The organism is Oceanobacillus aidingensis (assembly GCF_042654105.1).
GTDB classification, from domain to species: domain Bacteria; phylum Bacillota; class Bacilli; order Bacillales; family Amphibacillaceae; genus Oceanobacillus; species Oceanobacillus oncorhynchi.
Genome location: NZ_JBHSFT010000009.1, coordinates 1 through 14,483 on the forward strand (window position 1 = coordinate 1; position 14,483 = coordinate 14,483).

At 38.2% G+C, this 14,483-nt stretch carries 19 protein-coding genes; 9 read left to right on the forward strand and 10 right to left on the reverse strand.

Annotated features, from left to right (window positions below; translation table 11 throughout):
• The coding region (locus tag ACFO3P_RS06430) for an RNA-guided endonuclease TnpB family protein (protein ID WP_379542306.1) at positions 1-786 on the reverse strand (786 nt) is incomplete at its 3' end.
• Positions 787-1,007: 221 nt separating this feature from the next.
• On the opposite strand from ACFO3P_RS06430, the gene ACFO3P_RS06435 reads away from it, so the two are divergent.
• Complete coding sequence (locus ACFO3P_RS06435) at positions 1,008-1,700, forward strand: helix-turn-helix transcriptional regulator (RefSeq protein WP_042531150.1); 693 nt, start codon at positions 1,008-1,010, stop codon at positions 1,698-1,700.
• A 91-nt stretch (positions 1,701-1,791) separates the two neighbouring features.
• Positions 1,792-2,691: an EamA family transporter gene (locus tag ACFO3P_RS06440; RefSeq protein ID WP_289585455.1), complete on the forward strand. Its 900-nt coding sequence runs from the start codon at positions 1,792-1,794 to the stop codon at positions 2,689-2,691.
• An 86-nt stretch (positions 2,692-2,777) separates the two neighbouring features.
• Here the strand turns inward: ACFO3P_RS06440 and ACFO3P_RS06445 are convergent, their stop codons facing one another.
• Together ACFO3P_RS06445 and ACFO3P_RS06450 are read right to left on the reverse strand one after the other, a co-directional pair.
• Complete coding sequence (locus ACFO3P_RS06445; protein ID WP_289585454.1) at positions 2,778-3,377, reverse strand: class I SAM-dependent methyltransferase; 600 nt, start codon at positions 3,375-3,377, stop codon at positions 2,778-2,780.
• Between the two features lie 270 nt (positions 3,378-3,647).
• Positions 3,648-4,100 carry a nucleoside deaminase gene (locus ACFO3P_RS06450; RefSeq protein WP_379542307.1) on the reverse strand — a complete coding sequence of 151 codons (453 nt, stop codon included), beginning with the start codon at positions 4,098-4,100 and terminating at the stop codon, positions 3,648-3,650.
• A 182-nt stretch (positions 4,101-4,282) separates the two neighbouring features.
• Here ACFO3P_RS06450 and ACFO3P_RS06455 point away from each other — a divergent pair, with 182 nt between their 5' ends.
• On the forward strand, positions 4,283-4,951 hold the full coding sequence (locus ACFO3P_RS06455; RefSeq protein ID WP_042531144.1) for an RluA family pseudouridine synthase: 669 nt from the start codon (positions 4,283-4,285) through the stop codon (positions 4,949-4,951).
• A 169-nt stretch (positions 4,952-5,120) separates the two neighbouring features.
• Positions 5,121-5,336, forward strand: a complete 216-nt coding sequence (locus ACFO3P_RS06460; protein ID WP_042531142.1) for a YjzC family protein — start codon at positions 5,121-5,123, stop codon at positions 5,334-5,336.
• A gap of 76 nt (positions 5,337-5,412) precedes the next feature.
• On the opposite strand, the gene ACFO3P_RS06465 is transcribed toward ACFO3P_RS06460, so the two are convergent.
• Positions 5,413-5,553 (reverse strand): hypothetical protein, encoded by a 141-nt coding sequence (locus ACFO3P_RS06465; RefSeq protein WP_175297021.1) that lies wholly within the window; start codon positions 5,551-5,553, stop codon positions 5,413-5,415.
• A 162-nt stretch (positions 5,554-5,715) separates the two neighbouring features.
• On the opposite strand from ACFO3P_RS06465, the gene ACFO3P_RS06470 reads away from it, so the two are divergent.
• Positions 5,716-6,171 (forward strand): hypothetical protein, encoded by a 456-nt coding sequence (locus ACFO3P_RS06470; protein WP_193062444.1) that lies wholly within the window; start codon positions 5,716-5,718, stop codon positions 6,169-6,171.
• Positions 6,172-6,322: 151 nt separating this feature from the next.
• On the opposite strand, the gene ACFO3P_RS06475 is transcribed toward ACFO3P_RS06470, so the two are convergent.
• Together ACFO3P_RS06475 and ACFO3P_RS06480 are read right to left on the reverse strand one after the other, a co-directional pair.
• On the reverse strand, positions 6,323-6,676 hold the full coding sequence (locus tag ACFO3P_RS06475) for a VOC family protein (protein WP_289585453.1): 354 nt from the start codon (positions 6,674-6,676) through the stop codon (positions 6,323-6,325).
• A 92-nt stretch (positions 6,677-6,768) separates the two neighbouring features.
• Positions 6,769-7,305, reverse strand: coding sequence for a GNAT family N-acetyltransferase (locus ACFO3P_RS06480; protein WP_193062440.1), 537 nt, complete (start codon positions 7,303-7,305; stop codon positions 6,769-6,771).
• A gap of 247 nt (positions 7,306-7,552) precedes the next feature.
• Between ACFO3P_RS06480 and ACFO3P_RS06485 the strand changes: the two genes are divergently transcribed.
• The 4 genes from ACFO3P_RS06485 (at position 7,553) to ACFO3P_RS06500 (ending at position 10,841) form a co-directional block, all read left to right on the forward strand.
• A complete protein-coding gene (locus tag ACFO3P_RS06485) occupies positions 7,553-7,915 on the forward strand; it encodes a PadR family transcriptional regulator (protein ID WP_042531134.1) in 363 nt (120 codons plus the stop codon).
• Positions 7,902-8,900, forward strand: coding sequence for an HAAS signaling domain-containing protein (locus ACFO3P_RS06490; RefSeq protein ID WP_289585452.1), 999 nt, complete (start codon positions 7,902-7,904; stop codon positions 8,898-8,900). The genes ACFO3P_RS06485 and ACFO3P_RS06490 overlap by 14 nt, the downstream gene beginning before the upstream one ends.
• A 494-nt stretch (positions 8,901-9,394) precedes the next feature.
• Entirely contained in the window at positions 9,395-10,156 is a 762-nt protein-coding gene (locus ACFO3P_RS06495) for a polyphosphate polymerase domain-containing protein (protein ID WP_289585451.1), read from the forward strand.
• A 1-nt stretch (position 10,157) separates the two neighbouring features.
• On the forward strand, positions 10,158-10,841 hold the full coding sequence (locus tag ACFO3P_RS06500) for a DUF4956 domain-containing protein (protein ID WP_139089043.1): 684 nt from the start codon (positions 10,158-10,160) through the stop codon (positions 10,839-10,841).
• A gap of 192 nt (positions 10,842-11,033) precedes the next feature.
• Here the strand turns inward: ACFO3P_RS06500 and ACFO3P_RS06505 are convergent, their stop codons facing one another.
• The 4 genes from ACFO3P_RS06505 to ACFO3P_RS06520 all read right to left on the reverse strand — a co-directional run bounded on the left by ACFO3P_RS06505 (position 11,034) and on the right by ACFO3P_RS06520 (position 14,478).
• Positions 11,034-11,975: an alpha/beta fold hydrolase gene (locus tag ACFO3P_RS06505; RefSeq protein ID WP_042531128.1), complete on the reverse strand. Its 942-nt coding sequence runs from the start codon at positions 11,973-11,975 to the stop codon at positions 11,034-11,036.
• Between the two features lie 315 nt (positions 11,976-12,290).
• Positions 12,291-12,641: a DUF2200 domain-containing protein gene (locus ACFO3P_RS06510; RefSeq protein ID WP_256705538.1), complete on the reverse strand. Its 351-nt coding sequence runs from the start codon at positions 12,639-12,641 to the stop codon at positions 12,291-12,293.
• 15 nt (positions 12,642-12,656) lie between these two features.
• On the reverse strand, positions 12,657-13,640 hold the full coding sequence (locus tag ACFO3P_RS06515; RefSeq protein WP_042531124.1) for a tRNA dihydrouridine synthase: 984 nt from the start codon (positions 13,638-13,640) through the stop codon (positions 12,657-12,659).
• A gap of 331 nt (positions 13,641-13,971) precedes the next feature.
• Positions 13,972-14,478 carry a PadR family transcriptional regulator gene (locus ACFO3P_RS06520; protein ID WP_042531123.1) on the reverse strand — a complete coding sequence of 169 codons (507 nt, stop codon included), beginning with the start codon at positions 14,476-14,478 and terminating at the stop codon, positions 13,972-13,974.
• Positions 14,479-14,483: the final 5 nt, after the last annotated feature.

The window sequence follows — 14,483 nt, forward strand, 5'->3', positions numbered from 1 at the left end:
ATTAGCAATTTTTTCGTGAAGCCGAGCTACTTTTCGTTTTTGTTTCTGCCAATTTGCTGAGTCTGTTTGTCTTCTGGACAGAATCACTTGCGCTTTTGCCAATTTCTCTTCTAATTTCCGGAAGAATCTTGGATTTTCATACACCGTTCCATCAGAAAGGGTTGCAAAATCGGTTAATCCGACATCGACGCCTACAGAGGAACCTGTCTTTTCATCGTATTTAATTTCCGTTTCAGCTACAATCGAAACAAAGTATTTTCCTGATGCGTTGCGCCTAACTGTTACATTGATAATACGCCCTTCCACTTCCCGACTTTTGGCAAAACGGACAAGCCCGAGTTTGGGCAGTTTGATATGTTTATCCAATACAGCAATATTTCCATTGACATGTTTGGTTGTATACGATTGAATAGGGTTCTTCTTTGATTTAAAACGAGGAGCCTTGTTCTGTTTCTTGTAATAACGTGTATAGGAATCGTTCACGTTTTCAACGGCTTTTTGAAGGGCAATGCTATCAACTTCTTTGAGGAAGGGATAAGTTTTCTTCAATTCCCGAACTGCTTTGATTGCCTTATTTTTATTGAAAAATTCGCCCTTCCAATTATTTTGAAGAAGCTGTCCGTTTTGTACCATTTCATTCACCGTATGCCAATAGTGGTCTTTTTCTTTTTGATTTCCTGTAAAATAGTTGTAGACAAAGCGGGAGCAGCCGATTGTCTTATGGATGAATATGATCTGTTTTTTGTTTGGGTAGATACGAAAACGAAATGCTTTTGTTATTTTCATAGCTTCTAACCTCCTCCTGTCTATTATATCAGAAAAAGGACGGTTTCGGAACATTTGTTCGACTTGGTATTGGACAGTCGAGACACTCCAAAGCAATCTTTTGTACATGGGAGATTCATCTCCCCCTTACCTCTGCGTGCTTGAAGAGAGAGTTTTCTCTCCTTTTTTTGATAAATTAATGGTAAGATATTTTAAATTTAACTCTGAAGGGAGAAAATAAAATGGAAAGAAACAGCCAGATCATCTGTGAAAAAAGAACCTATTCAAAAGAATTTCATTCGCATCAGCATGCCTTCGGACAGTTTCTTTTCTCTTTACAAGGCTCCCTGGATATCCAAACAAATCAACAGGAACTTCATCTGAAAGCGGATTGCGGATTCTATCTGCCGCCAAACTTCCAGCATCATTACCGCTCTATTGACAGAAATGAATTTCTAATATTGGATATACCGCTGCGATATTTGCCCAGTGATACGGAAAGTATGCATATCAAACTGGATAAACAATGGAATGCAATCCGGTATTTACTATTGGAAGAGGCGGACGCAAAGGACAATATCTCTGCCTTAACCGATTTGACCCGCTATGTAACCAAAAAACTGCAGACTTCCAATCCTCCTTCCATAGACTATATTCACAACCATTTTAAGGAGCCGATTCGATTGGAAACGCTGGCAAAAATAGAGCATTATCACCCTGTTTATTACTCGGAATGGTTTAAGAAAAGAACTGGCAAAAGCCCGCAAGCCTACATTTTAGACCTGCGTTTACAGGAGGCGGAGCATTTATTGCTTTCAACCAGATTGTCCATATCCCGAATTAGCGAGGAATTAGGCTTCGAGAATGCCTCTTCCTTTACAAGATGGTTTGCTAAACATAAAGGAATGGCGCCAAACAAATATAGATTTCTTTAAAGAAGGTAAAAAGTATATGAAACTCAGTATAGAAAAAAGAACAGTCTTTATCTATGATGGGTATATATTCTTTTATTTCGGAGTGAAATCGATGCAAGGAAAACTTTCTGCCTTTCTTATTCTTTTTGCTGCTGTACTTTGGGGAACAACTGGGACAGCACAGGCTTTTGCACCAGAAAATGCCCATCCTATTGCGATTGGGACGATTCGTTTAGCAGTAGGAGGACTCTTTTTATTATCACTTGTCCTTCTATTCGGCAAATTTGAACTAAAAAATTGGCCCATCAAAGCTACGGTGTTAGCTGCTTTAAGCATGGCTTTATATCAGCCGTTATTTTTTACCGCTGTCACCGTCACTGGCGTAGCTATCGGAACCGTTGTAGCCATCGGGAGCGCGCCAATTTTATCAGGGCTTCTGGAATGGATATTTTTTAAAGCTCGTCCGTCAAAAATTTGGTGGGTGTCTACTTTCCTCTCCATTTCCGGCTGTATCCTGTTATTTACCAACAGAGAATCCACGTATGTTGATCCAGTCGGTGTCGTGATGGCTTTAGGTGCAGGACTTACCTTTGCCAGCTACACCCTCGCAAGCAGAGATATGGTTCAAAAATTCTCTTCCTTAAACGTGGTTGCAATCATTTTTACAATAAGTGCGATTTTCTTAGCTCCATTCCTATTTATTTTTGATATGTCATGGGTGGCGAGCTTGCAGGGTATCGGCGTCAGTATTCAACTAGGTGTTGTAGCTACAGGCATAGCCTATTTTCTTTTCGCCAAAGGGTTGGCTAACGTTTCTTCTTCGACTGCGGTTACTCTTGCTTTAGCAGAGCCGTTAACAGCAGCATTATTAGGGGTATTTCTGTTAGGAGAGAGCTTAAATACGACTGCCTGGCTGGGTATCTTTCTTTTGATTATGGGGATTGCGATATTGATTGGTTCATCCAGAGCAGCTAACCGGAAGAATAAAACTGCCGTGAGAGCTACACTTTAAAAACGTAATGATTTCATTTATTTAATTTTTCATCATACAGCTGAATAAAGGGCAGCGAGATACTATTCTCATTGCCCTTTTTAAATTTACTTTTTACCCGTCGCAATAAATAATGAAGCGTCCTGATTCATGAAAATATTGCTTCCATGATGAAATGTATGCATTTCTGTATCTCGAAGACCTGCGTGATTCAATGCTTGATTTATTTCTGCTTCTGTGAAGCCATTATGCACTTTGGGATGCTGTATCTTTTCATTTTTATCAAAATCGGCAATAATAAGTATTCCATTTGGGTTTAGGCGCGTACTTAATTTTTGCAGAAGTGTTTCTATATCTGGCACATGCAGCAAAACCAACGATAGGATGATGATATCTGCATACACATCCAAGTTATCTTCTTCTGCTAAATTAAATTCCATCGCTTTAAAATGCTTTAATTGCTGCTGTTCTATTTTAGCTTGCGCAACTTGAATCATTTCCTCCGAAGCATCCACAATCCATCCCTTCTCAAAGCGGTCAGCCAGTTGAAAAGCCACTAATCCCGTTCCACCGCCATAATCCAATATGGAGTGATATTGCTTCTCAGCTATGCTTTTCTTTATCTCATCGGCTATCACCGTTGCCAGCTCTATTCGTTCTTCTGTGTCATATTTTTTTGCCATTCGATTGAATACATTCTCTTCCAACTTATAGCCTCCTGCACATGGGTGTCTTTTATTTTCCCAAATGAAATCTCTTTGGCTTCTCAATATACCATAATCGCAGATATAAACAAGCCATATGCTGGTACAATCAAAACCTTCTAATCATGCATTACCGCTACAATCATCCCTAATTTGTGAAGAATCCGGCACATTTAAAAATCAAACAAACGATTGATTTATTATATCGGGAAGCTTTATATACAAGCCTTTTGCATCCATCTTATAATCATCACTGTTTGTTCCTTATCTGGTTTAATAGTCCATTCTATTCTCAGCGTCTTTCCAGATTTGAAATGGTTTATCGTACTTATCCGGGCGAACCTGCATCATCTCGATATCACGCTCTTCTACAGGAAGTGCAATTTGCTCATAAATAAAATAATCATCAAACCCTGCTTCTGCAGCTTCTGTTTTAGAAGCCGCATAATAAACCGCCTCTGGCCTGGCCCAATAAATGGCGCCAATACACATGGGACATGGCTCACAGCTGGTATAGATTTCACAATCCGTTAATTGGAAACTGCCCAGTTTCTGGCACGCTTCCCGAATCGCCTGCACCTCTGCATGAGCTGTGGGATCATTCGCTGCTGTGACTTGATTATTTCCCGTACTGATAATTTCTCCACCCTTTACAACAATGCTCCAAATGGACCGCCGCCCGCAACTGCACTTTCCAGGGCAATTTCCACTGCCTTTTCCATCCATTTCTTATTACCCACAAGTAACCCTCCATTTTGTTCATAAATTGTCTCCATCCTACACATATTGAAAACGTATTCATCATTATAACATATCAGCTTTTACTCATCCTATCATGCCCGACCCCTTGATAAAAAAAACTGCTGTGTTATCATTGCCTCAGTATTGAAATAAAGGAGATATTACCCATGAATGTTCCAATCCTTTATGAGGATAATCATTTACTTTTTGTAGAAAAGCCTGTCAATGTACCTGTACAGGAGGACCAGTCAAAGGATCAGGATTTGCTGAATTTCTTGAAGGAGGATATAAAAATACGTTATCAAAAACCAGGCAATGTTTACCTGGCGCTGGTTCATCGCCTGGATCGCCCTGCAGGAGGTGTCATGGTATTTTCGAAAACATCTAAAGCAGCCTCCCGTCTATCTGATGCCATTCGCCGGCAGGATGTAGAAAAGAAATATTTGGCAGTTGTGCGGGGAGTGCCTGATAAAAAGCAAGCTTTATTAGAAGATCATTTAGTCAAAGATAAACATGAAAACAAGGTATATACAACGCACGCAAATCATAAAGATGCCAAAAAAGCGAAGTTAGAGTATGAAGTAATTGGGAGCAAAAAAAATTTAAGCCTCCTTTCCATTAAACTGCACACCGGCAGACCGCATCAAATTCGTGTACAGCTCTCCTCCCGCAATTTGCCGCTTTACGGCGATCAAAAATACGGAGAAAAATGGAACCAGACTGGCGAACAGATTGCTTTATGGTCAGAAACACTTGCCGTAGAACATCCTACTAAAAAAGAAGAAATAAAAGTACAATCTCAGCCGCCAAATAAATTTCCATGGAATCTGTGGTGAATCGAAAGAAGCCTTTTTGTTCTCCCCAGCAGCAAATTTTTCCGTTAATTTCCTCTGCAACACCATCGCTGCACTCCAGAAAAAGAGCGTACATTGTTAAATTTTCCATTCATAGATACATTCATATTTCCGCATAATAAGCTTGAAATGCCTGAAGGAGGTATCTATGATGGGTGAAATCAGTCAGTTCAAGGGTGGAGAAAAGGCTCCCAATAACGGGATCTATATTGAAGTTGGTGAAACAGGCAGCAATGTAGAAGACCCGCAGCAGGTTTCGATGAAAGCTGGGGAAAAGTTTCCAGGAACGAAGAACAACGACCGTGTTTGGAAAAACAAACGCAGCCAGTCCCATCCAAGCCCGCGAAATAGCAGAAGTACGAATTAATTCAAAAAAGCAAAGGAGTTTCTAGTCTGGATTCCTTTGCTTTTTGTATATACAATCTCTTTTATTACGCCTTTTCCTATTCTGATTGCCTTCCGTATCTATGAAATAGCGCTTCTCCCACCAAGCCCAGTCCTATTCCTATCATGGTTCCCGCAGCAACATTTCCTGTAAATAAACCAACACCGATTCCCAAACACGTCAAACCTCCGATAATCATCCTATCCCTCCTCTATTCAAACTAAAAATAAACGCCTTATTTTATTACCCGTTCTTTTAATAAAAATTTAATAAATGATTTAGATTTCTTTAAGATATTACTCTTAGTATATGAATTGTAAGCGAAAAAAGTATGATAACAAAATAGAAAGGAGCTTATTTGATGACCATTCATAAAATAAATGATTATTTAGGTATACCGGTGCTTACTTTACTATTGCTTTCTCTGTTAGGCGTTCCCCGCGTCGTTTTACACGATTTATCCATGGTGGAGGAGGGAAGTTGGATTAACAGCATCTTGGTCTTTGCACCGATTATTATATGGATTCTGTTTATTGTTTTAAAAAAGGTGGAAAAACCCTTTTTATCTTTATTACTCATTGGTTTTTTCTACGGGATATTTTTAGCAATCGTTCACCAAGTTCTTTGGAACACTGCTATAGAAACACCTATTCAATTTGGCGGTAACTTAAGTAACCTGCCACAAGCCGCAGTAAATAGTATTGCTCGTACATTTGCATTCTTCAGCAGCGTCACAACCGGCATCGTACTAGGCGCAATCACAGGAGCAGCCGGCTCCCTAGTGAATGTTATTATGAAAGGCTTTAAGTCAGCATAAGCACAGAAAACAGACCAGCATTAACAGGCAACTGTGCTTCGGTAAAAAAAAGCTCCTGAAATTTATAAAATGAACCGGATTATGGTGCACCATTTCAATATAAAGAAATAAAGCAAACCGCTCTTTTCAAAGGGTAGTTTGCTTTTTGGAATTAACACTCACTAATCATCAGGATATTCCCGTCCGGATCTTTAAAATTAAAATAATGATGATGCTCTATCTCTGTAAGCAAATGCACCCCTTTATTTCTCATATATTGAAATGCTTCTCCAATGTTATTAGTATTCAGGTGAAATGCCGGTGTTTTAAAAATTTTATCCTTTGCGTAAATTTTACTATCCAACACAATTCCCGTGCCCTTCATAGGGATAACATAAAGATGACCAAAAAGGATTTCTCCATCTGCATGTAATCCTAAAATATCACAATACCAGTCTCTTGCTTTTTCGATATCACTTACCGGGATAAACACAGTTCCAATCTGTTTGAGGATAGGACTATCCATCAAAGCACCTCTCTTCTAATTTTTCAAACGGATTATTCATACTTGCTTCCCGTAACCAAAAATTTGTCTATTCCTCCAAATGAAAAGGACTATCAAACCTGCTTTTCATCTAAATCTGAATAAAGCATTCCGTACACAATGCTATCTGTCCATTCACCCTTATTCCAAAAATCCTGTATAAAATGCGCTTCTTTCCTCATCCCTATACGCTCACATAATTTTTGCGATGCTTCATTTCTCGCATCCAGATTTGCCTGGATACGATGCACATCAAATGAGGTAAACAATCTTTCCACTAAACCACGCACAGCTTCAGTTGCATAGCCTTTTCCCGAAGCTTCTTGAGAAAAGCTGTAACCAATTTCAACGGTATCTTCCATCTCTGTATACCATACAGATAAATCACCAATCACCTTATTGCCACTTACCACTGCCAAATTTAAAGCAGTTTCTTTTGTAAGCACATTATTCTCCAGCTTGTTATGAAATTCCTCTTGTTTATTTTCATCGGTCCACTTCTCATGCAACAAATATTTACAGGTGGCTTCGTTATGATAAATATGAAATACATCCTCTAAATCGTTCACATTAAATGGTCTAATAAGTAACCTGTCTGTTTTAAATTCCAAAGCGTATCCTCCTATTTTTCTGTTATTTTGAATGGGGATGATAATACAAATTTGTCTAATTAAATTATACCAAATCTTCTTACAATATATCACTTTTCGTGCAATTCGGAATCATCTTCTAAAACGAAACATCCTTTTATCAGTGTTCATAAGGGATTATCTATAATAAAATATTTTGTATCAAACTTTAATATGCATTTTACAATAGTGTGTGTCATACACTATAATGAAAATAGGAGTTGATAACATGGCGGATGCAAATGAACATTTAGATAAAATCATGCAGGAATTGAGAAGAGGAACCATTACAATAGGTGCATTAAGCCAGCTCTCAGAGCCGCAGTATGGTTATTCTCTCGTGACAATGCTTCACGAAAAAGGAATACACGTTGAACCTGGCACATTATATCCACTGCTGAGGAGACTGGAAAAACAGGGACTCTTAGATAGTACATGGGACACGAATGAATCGAGACCGAGGAAATATTACGTACTGAGTAAAACAGGAAAAGAAGTCTTTGATTTACTGGTTGTTGAATGGAAGAACATTGCTGCCAGCATGGATCAGGTAATAGAAAATAAGAGGGGTGACGAAAATGGAGACGATTAACCGGTATATTTATGCAGTTACGCAAAAGCTGCCTCAATCCCAGCGTGAAGATATTGCCATTGAGCTGCGCGGGCTAATTGAGGATATGCTGGAGGAACGAGCCAGGCAAGGGAACAGAAGAGAAAACGATGTAGAAGAAATCCTGCTGGAGCTGGGCAGTCCAAGGTCATTAGCTGATAAATATCGAGGGAAAAAGAAATATATCATCGGCCCAGAGCTTTTTGATACCTATATTTTAGTAGTTAAGATTGTTCTCATTGTTATAAGTTCTTTGATAGGTATTGTATTTATCATCCAAACTATTTTAGAGCCGATGTCTATTTTAGATCATTTTATTGATATGATTGTTTCTGCCGTTACAGAGCTTCCACAGGCTTTCGGCTGGACAACATTTTTGTTTGCTATCGGTGAGCTGTACGGTGGAATGAAACAAAAAGATTTAATCGGGAAGGAATGGAAGCCTGCAGACTTACCGCCCATTCCAGATGAAAAGAGACAAATCAAACGCAGTGAGTCGATTATCGGAATTATTTTCTACACGATAATCATTGTATTTCTCGCCTTTTCGAATGAGTTCTTTGGAATTTGGGTATTTCAGGATGAATTTAACGGTGTTGTTCCATTTTTAAATGAACAGACCTATGGCTCCTATTTATTGTTTATTGTTCTCATATTCGGATCTGGAATTATCAAAGAATGCCTGAAGCTCGTCGCCGGGGAATGGACGTATAGGTTAGCTGCTTATACAACAATTGTAAATGTCGTATCGATGGCAGCAGTACTATTTATGATTAGCGGGCCTGATTTTTGGAATCCTGAATTTATGAATCAATTGGCAGAAGCCGGAGTGGTTACGGCTGGTTCTGAAACATTTAATACGGTAACCATGATTTGGAATCAATCCACGTTCTGGATCCTTATTCTGTTTATTGTCGGTTTAGTATGGGATGCTGTGGACGGATTTATCAAGTCTCGAAAAAAATAATTATATTCTAATGACGCATGGTTGAACAGAGAACAATTCAATCATGCGTCATTTCTCAGATTTTAACGTTGAGATAATTAGCGAATAGTTGATGCATCCATATTCACCTTTCCTGGTTAAAGGAATGTTCTGCTCATTTAGATACGTTTAACCAACTTCCCATTTTTTTAAATAATGTAAGTACTGTTTGCTTGGGCATCTATCCTCTCTATCCCCAGTCATTTTAAACCATTTATCCATTCATTCATATTTTCATTTGGTTGTCTCTCTTCAATCAACATCTTTAAATAATAACATTCATTTTGTAAGCTGATAATATTTGAATTAAAGACTCCAAGTACCAATCCTCCCAAAGCCGAATAAAACCGTTTCTGTATAATAGCTTTTCCAGTAAAGAATTATGAAATTTTATATTCTCACCGTTTTCTAATCAAATTGTAATCATCATCTTATCCGTTTCATTTAAGATGTTGTATGGAATGGAGGTGAAAAAATTGGCAATAGAGATTTTCAAAAGAAGAGAGCAAAAATATCTGATTACGTTGGAACAATATTCGCTCTTGCTGGAACAAATAATGCCCTATATGCGGTCAGATAATTTTGGTGTAGATGGAAGATATGTTGTCAGCAGCTTATATTTTGATAGCGATGATCACAAAATTTATTTTGAAACAAAGAATAAATTGGCTTTCCGGCAAAAACTTCGCCTACGCACCTATAATGAAACTGGTATTGAGAAGTCAGCTTTTTTTGAGATGAAGCAAAAACATAACAATGTGGTCAACAAACGAAGGATGTTACTTCCGTTAAAAGAAGCATATCACTATCTTGAAAAAGGAGATAAAAAACATTTAAATGACTTTCATACATCTAATTCGCAAGTACTTCGTGAAATTGATCACTTTCGAACATTATACGGACTAAAACCGGAAATGGTTGTTAGTTATGATCGCCATGCACTTCACGGAATAGACAACCCTGAGTTGCGTATTACATTTGATTTTAATCTACGCTGTCGCAATGATGATTTGCTTCTGGAACACGGTTCTGATGGAGAGTACTTTATTGATTGCAATCTAGTTGTATTGGAAGTCAAAGTAAATGATAGTGTTCCATTATGGTTAACCCGTATTTTACAGGCCCTTCAATGCGAACAGCGAAGTGCATCTAAATACTGTACCAGTATGGAATTGCTGCAGAGAAATCAACTGCCAGGTAAAATTGAAAGAGAAGTTGTATCAACAGGAGGAATATAGAATGGATTTTATGAATAAAATATTCGATTTACAAGCAAGTGAACCATCCAGCATTTATATGATTTTACTTGCATTGGTCATATCAACTTTATTAAGCCTAGTTATTACGAAGGTTTACATAATCACATTTACAGGCGAACGTTATGCACAATCCTTCGTACACACTATTATTATTTTGAGCATTATCGTCTCTGTCGTTATGAACGTTGTTAGTGATAATGCCGGAGTTGCATTTGGACTATTTGCTATTTTTTCACTGATTCGATTCAGAAGTGCGGTCACCAATGTGAAAGATATTGCGTATATTTTCTTCGGTCTTTGCGCAGGCATGACATGTGGGCTTTTTCGATTTGATTTAGCGATCATACTTACCTTATTTGCTTGTTTAGTACTTTACTTGCTTTACAAATTTGAATATGGAAAAGGAAAAGATACACAAATTTTAAAGGTAACTGTACCGGAAAACTTAAATTATGAAAATCTGATGCATGATCTACTTGCTGAGTATACACTAAGTTCTTCATTACGACAGGTTGAAACTACTAATCTCGGAACAATGATTTTGTATACTTATGCTATCCGTATGAAAAATGAAGTGCATGATAAAGAACTATTAGATCATATTCGCGAAAAAAATGCTAATTTAAAAGTATCCATTACTTATATGGAAAATACTGATGGGTAGAGTAAGCAGATAGCGTAAAGCCTTTTTATTAAGATGCGCTATATAAAAGAGGATATTAAAAAAGCCGAAAAGCAAGCGTTAAATAAGATAATCCTTTGAAAAATCATTTTATTTAACGCTGGCATTCTAACCTCGGAAATATATTATGACAATATACCTACCGAGAATGCTGAACAACTTTAATTGTTATATTTACATTACTCCTTTATTTATTACGCCTTCTATAAAATCGACAATGCCATCTTCCACTTCTTCTCGAATATCTCGATAGTTGTGAATTTCGTGGCGATAACCACTGTACAGTTTTGTTTTTACCGTATGGCCTGTCTCTGCTAACCAATTGGATACAGCATAAACCCCTTCTCCATATAAACCGACTGGATCCTGATCACCAGCAATATTATATATAGCTATGGAGATAGGGACATTCTCTGCCCACTCTGTTCCAACAATCTGCTCCATCATTTGTACAAAATCATATAAAGACCGGATATTAGGAGGCGATGTGAAGTTATTAAATGGATCATTGGCATGATCAGCTACAATATCCGGATCTCCACTGATCCAATCATTCGCTGTATTCGGTTGATCTATCCGATCTGTCATCCAGCCCAATAACTTACCCAGCGCCTCTGCATCCACTTGGTCCCCCTCACCTGCATCAATTCGGTTTTTCAACTCTATACTCAACTCAGCGGCAGTCGGTAAAACACCCGATGTGCCACATAATATAGCACCTTCCACTCCTTCACCATATTTAGTTAGATAATTTCTAACAATCATCGAACCCATACTATGACCAAATAAGAAAAATGGCAGATGAGGGAATCTCTCTTGTACCATTCGACGTAATTGGTGTTCATCTTCCACCATCGTCATATATCCTTTCTCTCCCCAATTCTCCCAATTACCAGAATCAAATGCTGTTTTTCCATGACCAATATGGTCATCACAAGCTACAATAAAACCTTCTTCATTTAACCTTAAAATCATATGCAAATATCTTCTGGAATGCTCTCCGAATCCATGCACCAGCTGTATAATTCCTTTTGATTTACGAATTGGTGTATAAATCCACCCCTTAATCGTATCCTGCTCACTAAATGACGTAAATGATATCTCATGCAGTCCCATATTCATTTCCTCCTTCATAAAAATAATAAAAAAAGATACACTAAAACCGATCCTTTCTAATTCAGACCATCTAGTGAGCCTTCTCCAATTCTCATCTCTTTTTCATTAACTTTAATTTCAATTAAAAACCCGTTTGTAAGCGTTGTCAATATATATTTGTAATTATGAATTTTAAGAGAGTATCTTCTTTATTAACAAAAAATGATTTCATTAGCACACCTATTAACTCTTAATACAATTTATAATAGCATTTTATTGACAAACCAAAGACACTGATTCTCCTTTCATTGAATCAGTGTCTCTCCATTTCAATCTTTATTCCCTCAATATCTTCTCCATCTTCTTCCCTTTTGCCAATTCATCAATAAGCTTATCCAAATAACGGATTTCCTGCATCAGCGGCTCTTCTATATCCTCTACACGCACACCGCAAATGACGCCTTTGATCAGGGAGCGGGAATCGTTCATCCGCGGAGCTTCTGCAAAGAAAGTCTCAAAGGTTACCTCTTTTTCAATTTGCGCTTCCAATTCTTCTTGACTGTAACCTGTCAGCCAAGTAATAATCTCATCGACTTCTTCTTTGGTACGGTCTTTTCTCTCTGCTTTGTTTACATAATGCGGATATACACTTGCAAAAGTCATTGTGTAGATACGATGATTAGCCATGGTATAGCCTCCCTTTTACTGTTCCGTCACTGCGTCTTCTGTTTCCAAATGAAACGCGTCCAGCAACTTTCGAACTTCATCCGTTGTTTCGGTATGCATCAATTGATTTCTTAATTCACCGGCTCCCCGGAATCCCCGCACGTAAATTTTAAAGAATCGGCGCAATGGTTTGAAGGCGCGCGGCTCCTGCTCTGAATATTTATCATGCAGATCCAGCTGCAATCGTAACAAATCCAGCAATTCCTGACTGCTGTGCTCCCGCGGCTCTTTTTCGAATGCGAATGGATTTTTAAAAATTCCCCGTCCAATCATCACCCCATCGACACCAAATTCTTCAACAAGCTTCAAGCCTGCTTCCCGGTCCGGTATATCTCCATTGATGGTTAACATCGTATCAGGTGCAATCTCATCACGAAGCTTCTTGATTTCTCCAATCAATTCCCAGTGCGCATCGACCTTACTCATTTCTTTTCTCGTACGCAGGTGGATGGAAAGATTCGCTATATCCTGCTCAAACACGTGCTTCAGCCAGTCACGCCATTCATCTATATTTGAATAACCAAGTCGCGTTTTCACACTGACAGGGATTCCGCCAGCTTTGGCAGCCTGGATGATCTCCGCTGCTACTTCCGGACGAAGAATCAATCCGCTTCCCTTTCCTTTGGAAGCCACATTCGGCACAGGACATCCCATATTAAGGTCTATGCCTTTATAGCCCATTTCCGCCATTCCAATGCTCATCTCACGAAAATTATCCGGCTTGTCCCCCCATATATGGGCAACCATCGGCTGTTCGTCCTCGGTAAAAGTCAAACGCCCGCGCACACTATAAATGCCCTCTGGATGACAATAGCTCTCCGTATTTGTAAACTCTGTAAAAAAGACATCCGGGCGGCCTGCTTCAGCTACAACGTGACGAAAAACAACATCCGTTACATCCTCCATCGGCGCCAATATAAAAAACGGTCGTGGTAAATCACGCCAAAAATTATTAGTCATTTCTCCATTTCAATCCTCTCATTTATGGATGGATAAGGCATTATATACTTATCCTATATGTTAAAGCAGTCATCGATACTGCTTCTTTTTTATTTTGTCCATGATAATATTATCATAAGAGGGCTGCAGAGTACAAAAAGACTGAATTACTATTGAATCCAGCTTTTGTAGATTTGAAATAAAGTTTGATCATTTTCTACCTGTGTTGTTCTGCAATCAATCTTGATTATAGATAAAACAAGCTTAAATTTACTTCAGGTTATTTTTGACTTGGTTTGTGCCATCCTTCTTTTGTGAGATACGTACTTAAAGAGAAAACATTTGTCCAGAATTATGATTGATTCCGATTTTCCACTTGATGAATCCAATTTAAATCTGCTTCTAAATGTAAAAGAGTACCAGTGATTAATAAATACCTATTCTCGTCTCCTTGCAAAAGAAAATCCGTTTTTAATTTAGTCAATTCCATGACATTTTTCATTATCATCGCTTTTTGCTGTTCGAGCATCTCCTTTTCCTGTTCGAAACCAACCTTACGAGCACAGCTCCATTTAAAATGAAAGTCGTCTTTCGTAGAATGATAGGGCACTGGTTCCAGCATCCAATTTTCCAATTCTTTTTTTCCTTCCGCAGTTATTTCATAAAGTTTTCTTTCTTGGTCATCCATTCCTACAGATAAGACAAGTTGATCACGGATGAGACGATCCAGAGTCGTATAAATTTGACCAGCATTAATTTTCCCTTTCGTTCCTAGAAGGGATTCTAGTTCTAATTTTAATTCATACCCGTGATTTTTTTGTGAATATAGTAATGTTAATATTCCGTACTTAACTGACATAATTG

Bases quoted from the DNA above. Each gene is read 5' to 3' on its own strand.
- ACFO3P_RS06470 (WP_193062444.1), top strand. From the start codon at position 5,716: ATGACCATTCATAAAATAAATGATTATTTAGGTATACCGGTGCTTACT.
- ACFO3P_RS06440 (WP_289585455.1), top strand. From the start codon at position 1,792: ATGCAAGGAAAACTTTCTGCCTTTCTTATTCTTTTTGCTGCTGTACTT.
- ACFO3P_RS06510 (WP_256705538.1), bottom strand. From the start codon at position 12,641: ATGGCTAATCATCGTATCTACACAATGACTTTTGCAAGTGTATATCCG.
- ACFO3P_RS06515 (WP_042531124.1), bottom strand. From the start codon at position 13,640: ATGACTAATAATTTTTGGCGTGATTTACCACGACCGTTTTTTATATTG.
- ACFO3P_RS06465 (WP_175297021.1), bottom strand. From the start codon at position 5,553: ATGATTATCGGAGGTTTGACGTGTTTGGGAATCGGTGTTGGTTTATTT.
- ACFO3P_RS06485 (WP_042531134.1), top strand. From the start codon at position 7,553: ATGGCGGATGCAAATGAACATTTAGATAAAATCATGCAGGAATTGAGA.
- ACFO3P_RS06455 (WP_042531144.1), top strand. From the start codon at position 4,283: ATGAATGTTCCAATCCTTTATGAGGATAATCATTTACTTTTTGTAGAA.
- ACFO3P_RS06435 (WP_042531150.1), top strand. From the start codon at position 1,008: ATGGAAAGAAACAGCCAGATCATCTGTGAAAAAAGAACCTATTCAAAA.
- ACFO3P_RS06505 (WP_042531128.1), bottom strand. From the start codon at position 11,975: ATGGGACTGCATGAGATATCATTTACGTCATTTAGTGAGCAGGATACG.
- ACFO3P_RS06490 (WP_289585452.1), top strand. From the start codon at position 7,902: ATGGAGACGATTAACCGGTATATTTATGCAGTTACGCAAAAGCTGCCT.
- ACFO3P_RS06520 (WP_042531123.1), bottom strand. From the start codon at position 14,478: ATGTCAGTTAAGTACGGAATATTAACATTACTATATTCACAAAAAAAT.
- ACFO3P_RS06475 (WP_289585453.1), bottom strand. From the start codon at position 6,676: ATGGATAGTCCTATCCTCAAACAGATTGGAACTGTGTTTATCCCGGTA.
- ACFO3P_RS06500 (WP_139089043.1), top strand. From the start codon at position 10,158: ATGGATTTTATGAATAAAATATTCGATTTACAAGCAAGTGAACCATCC.
- ACFO3P_RS06460 (WP_042531142.1), top strand. From the start codon at position 5,121: ATGGGTGAAATCAGTCAGTTCAAGGGTGGAGAAAAGGCTCCCAATAAC.
- ACFO3P_RS06450 (WP_379542307.1), bottom strand. From the start codon at position 4,100: ATGGATGGAAAAGGCAGTGGAAATTGCCCTGGAAAGTGCAGTTGCGGG.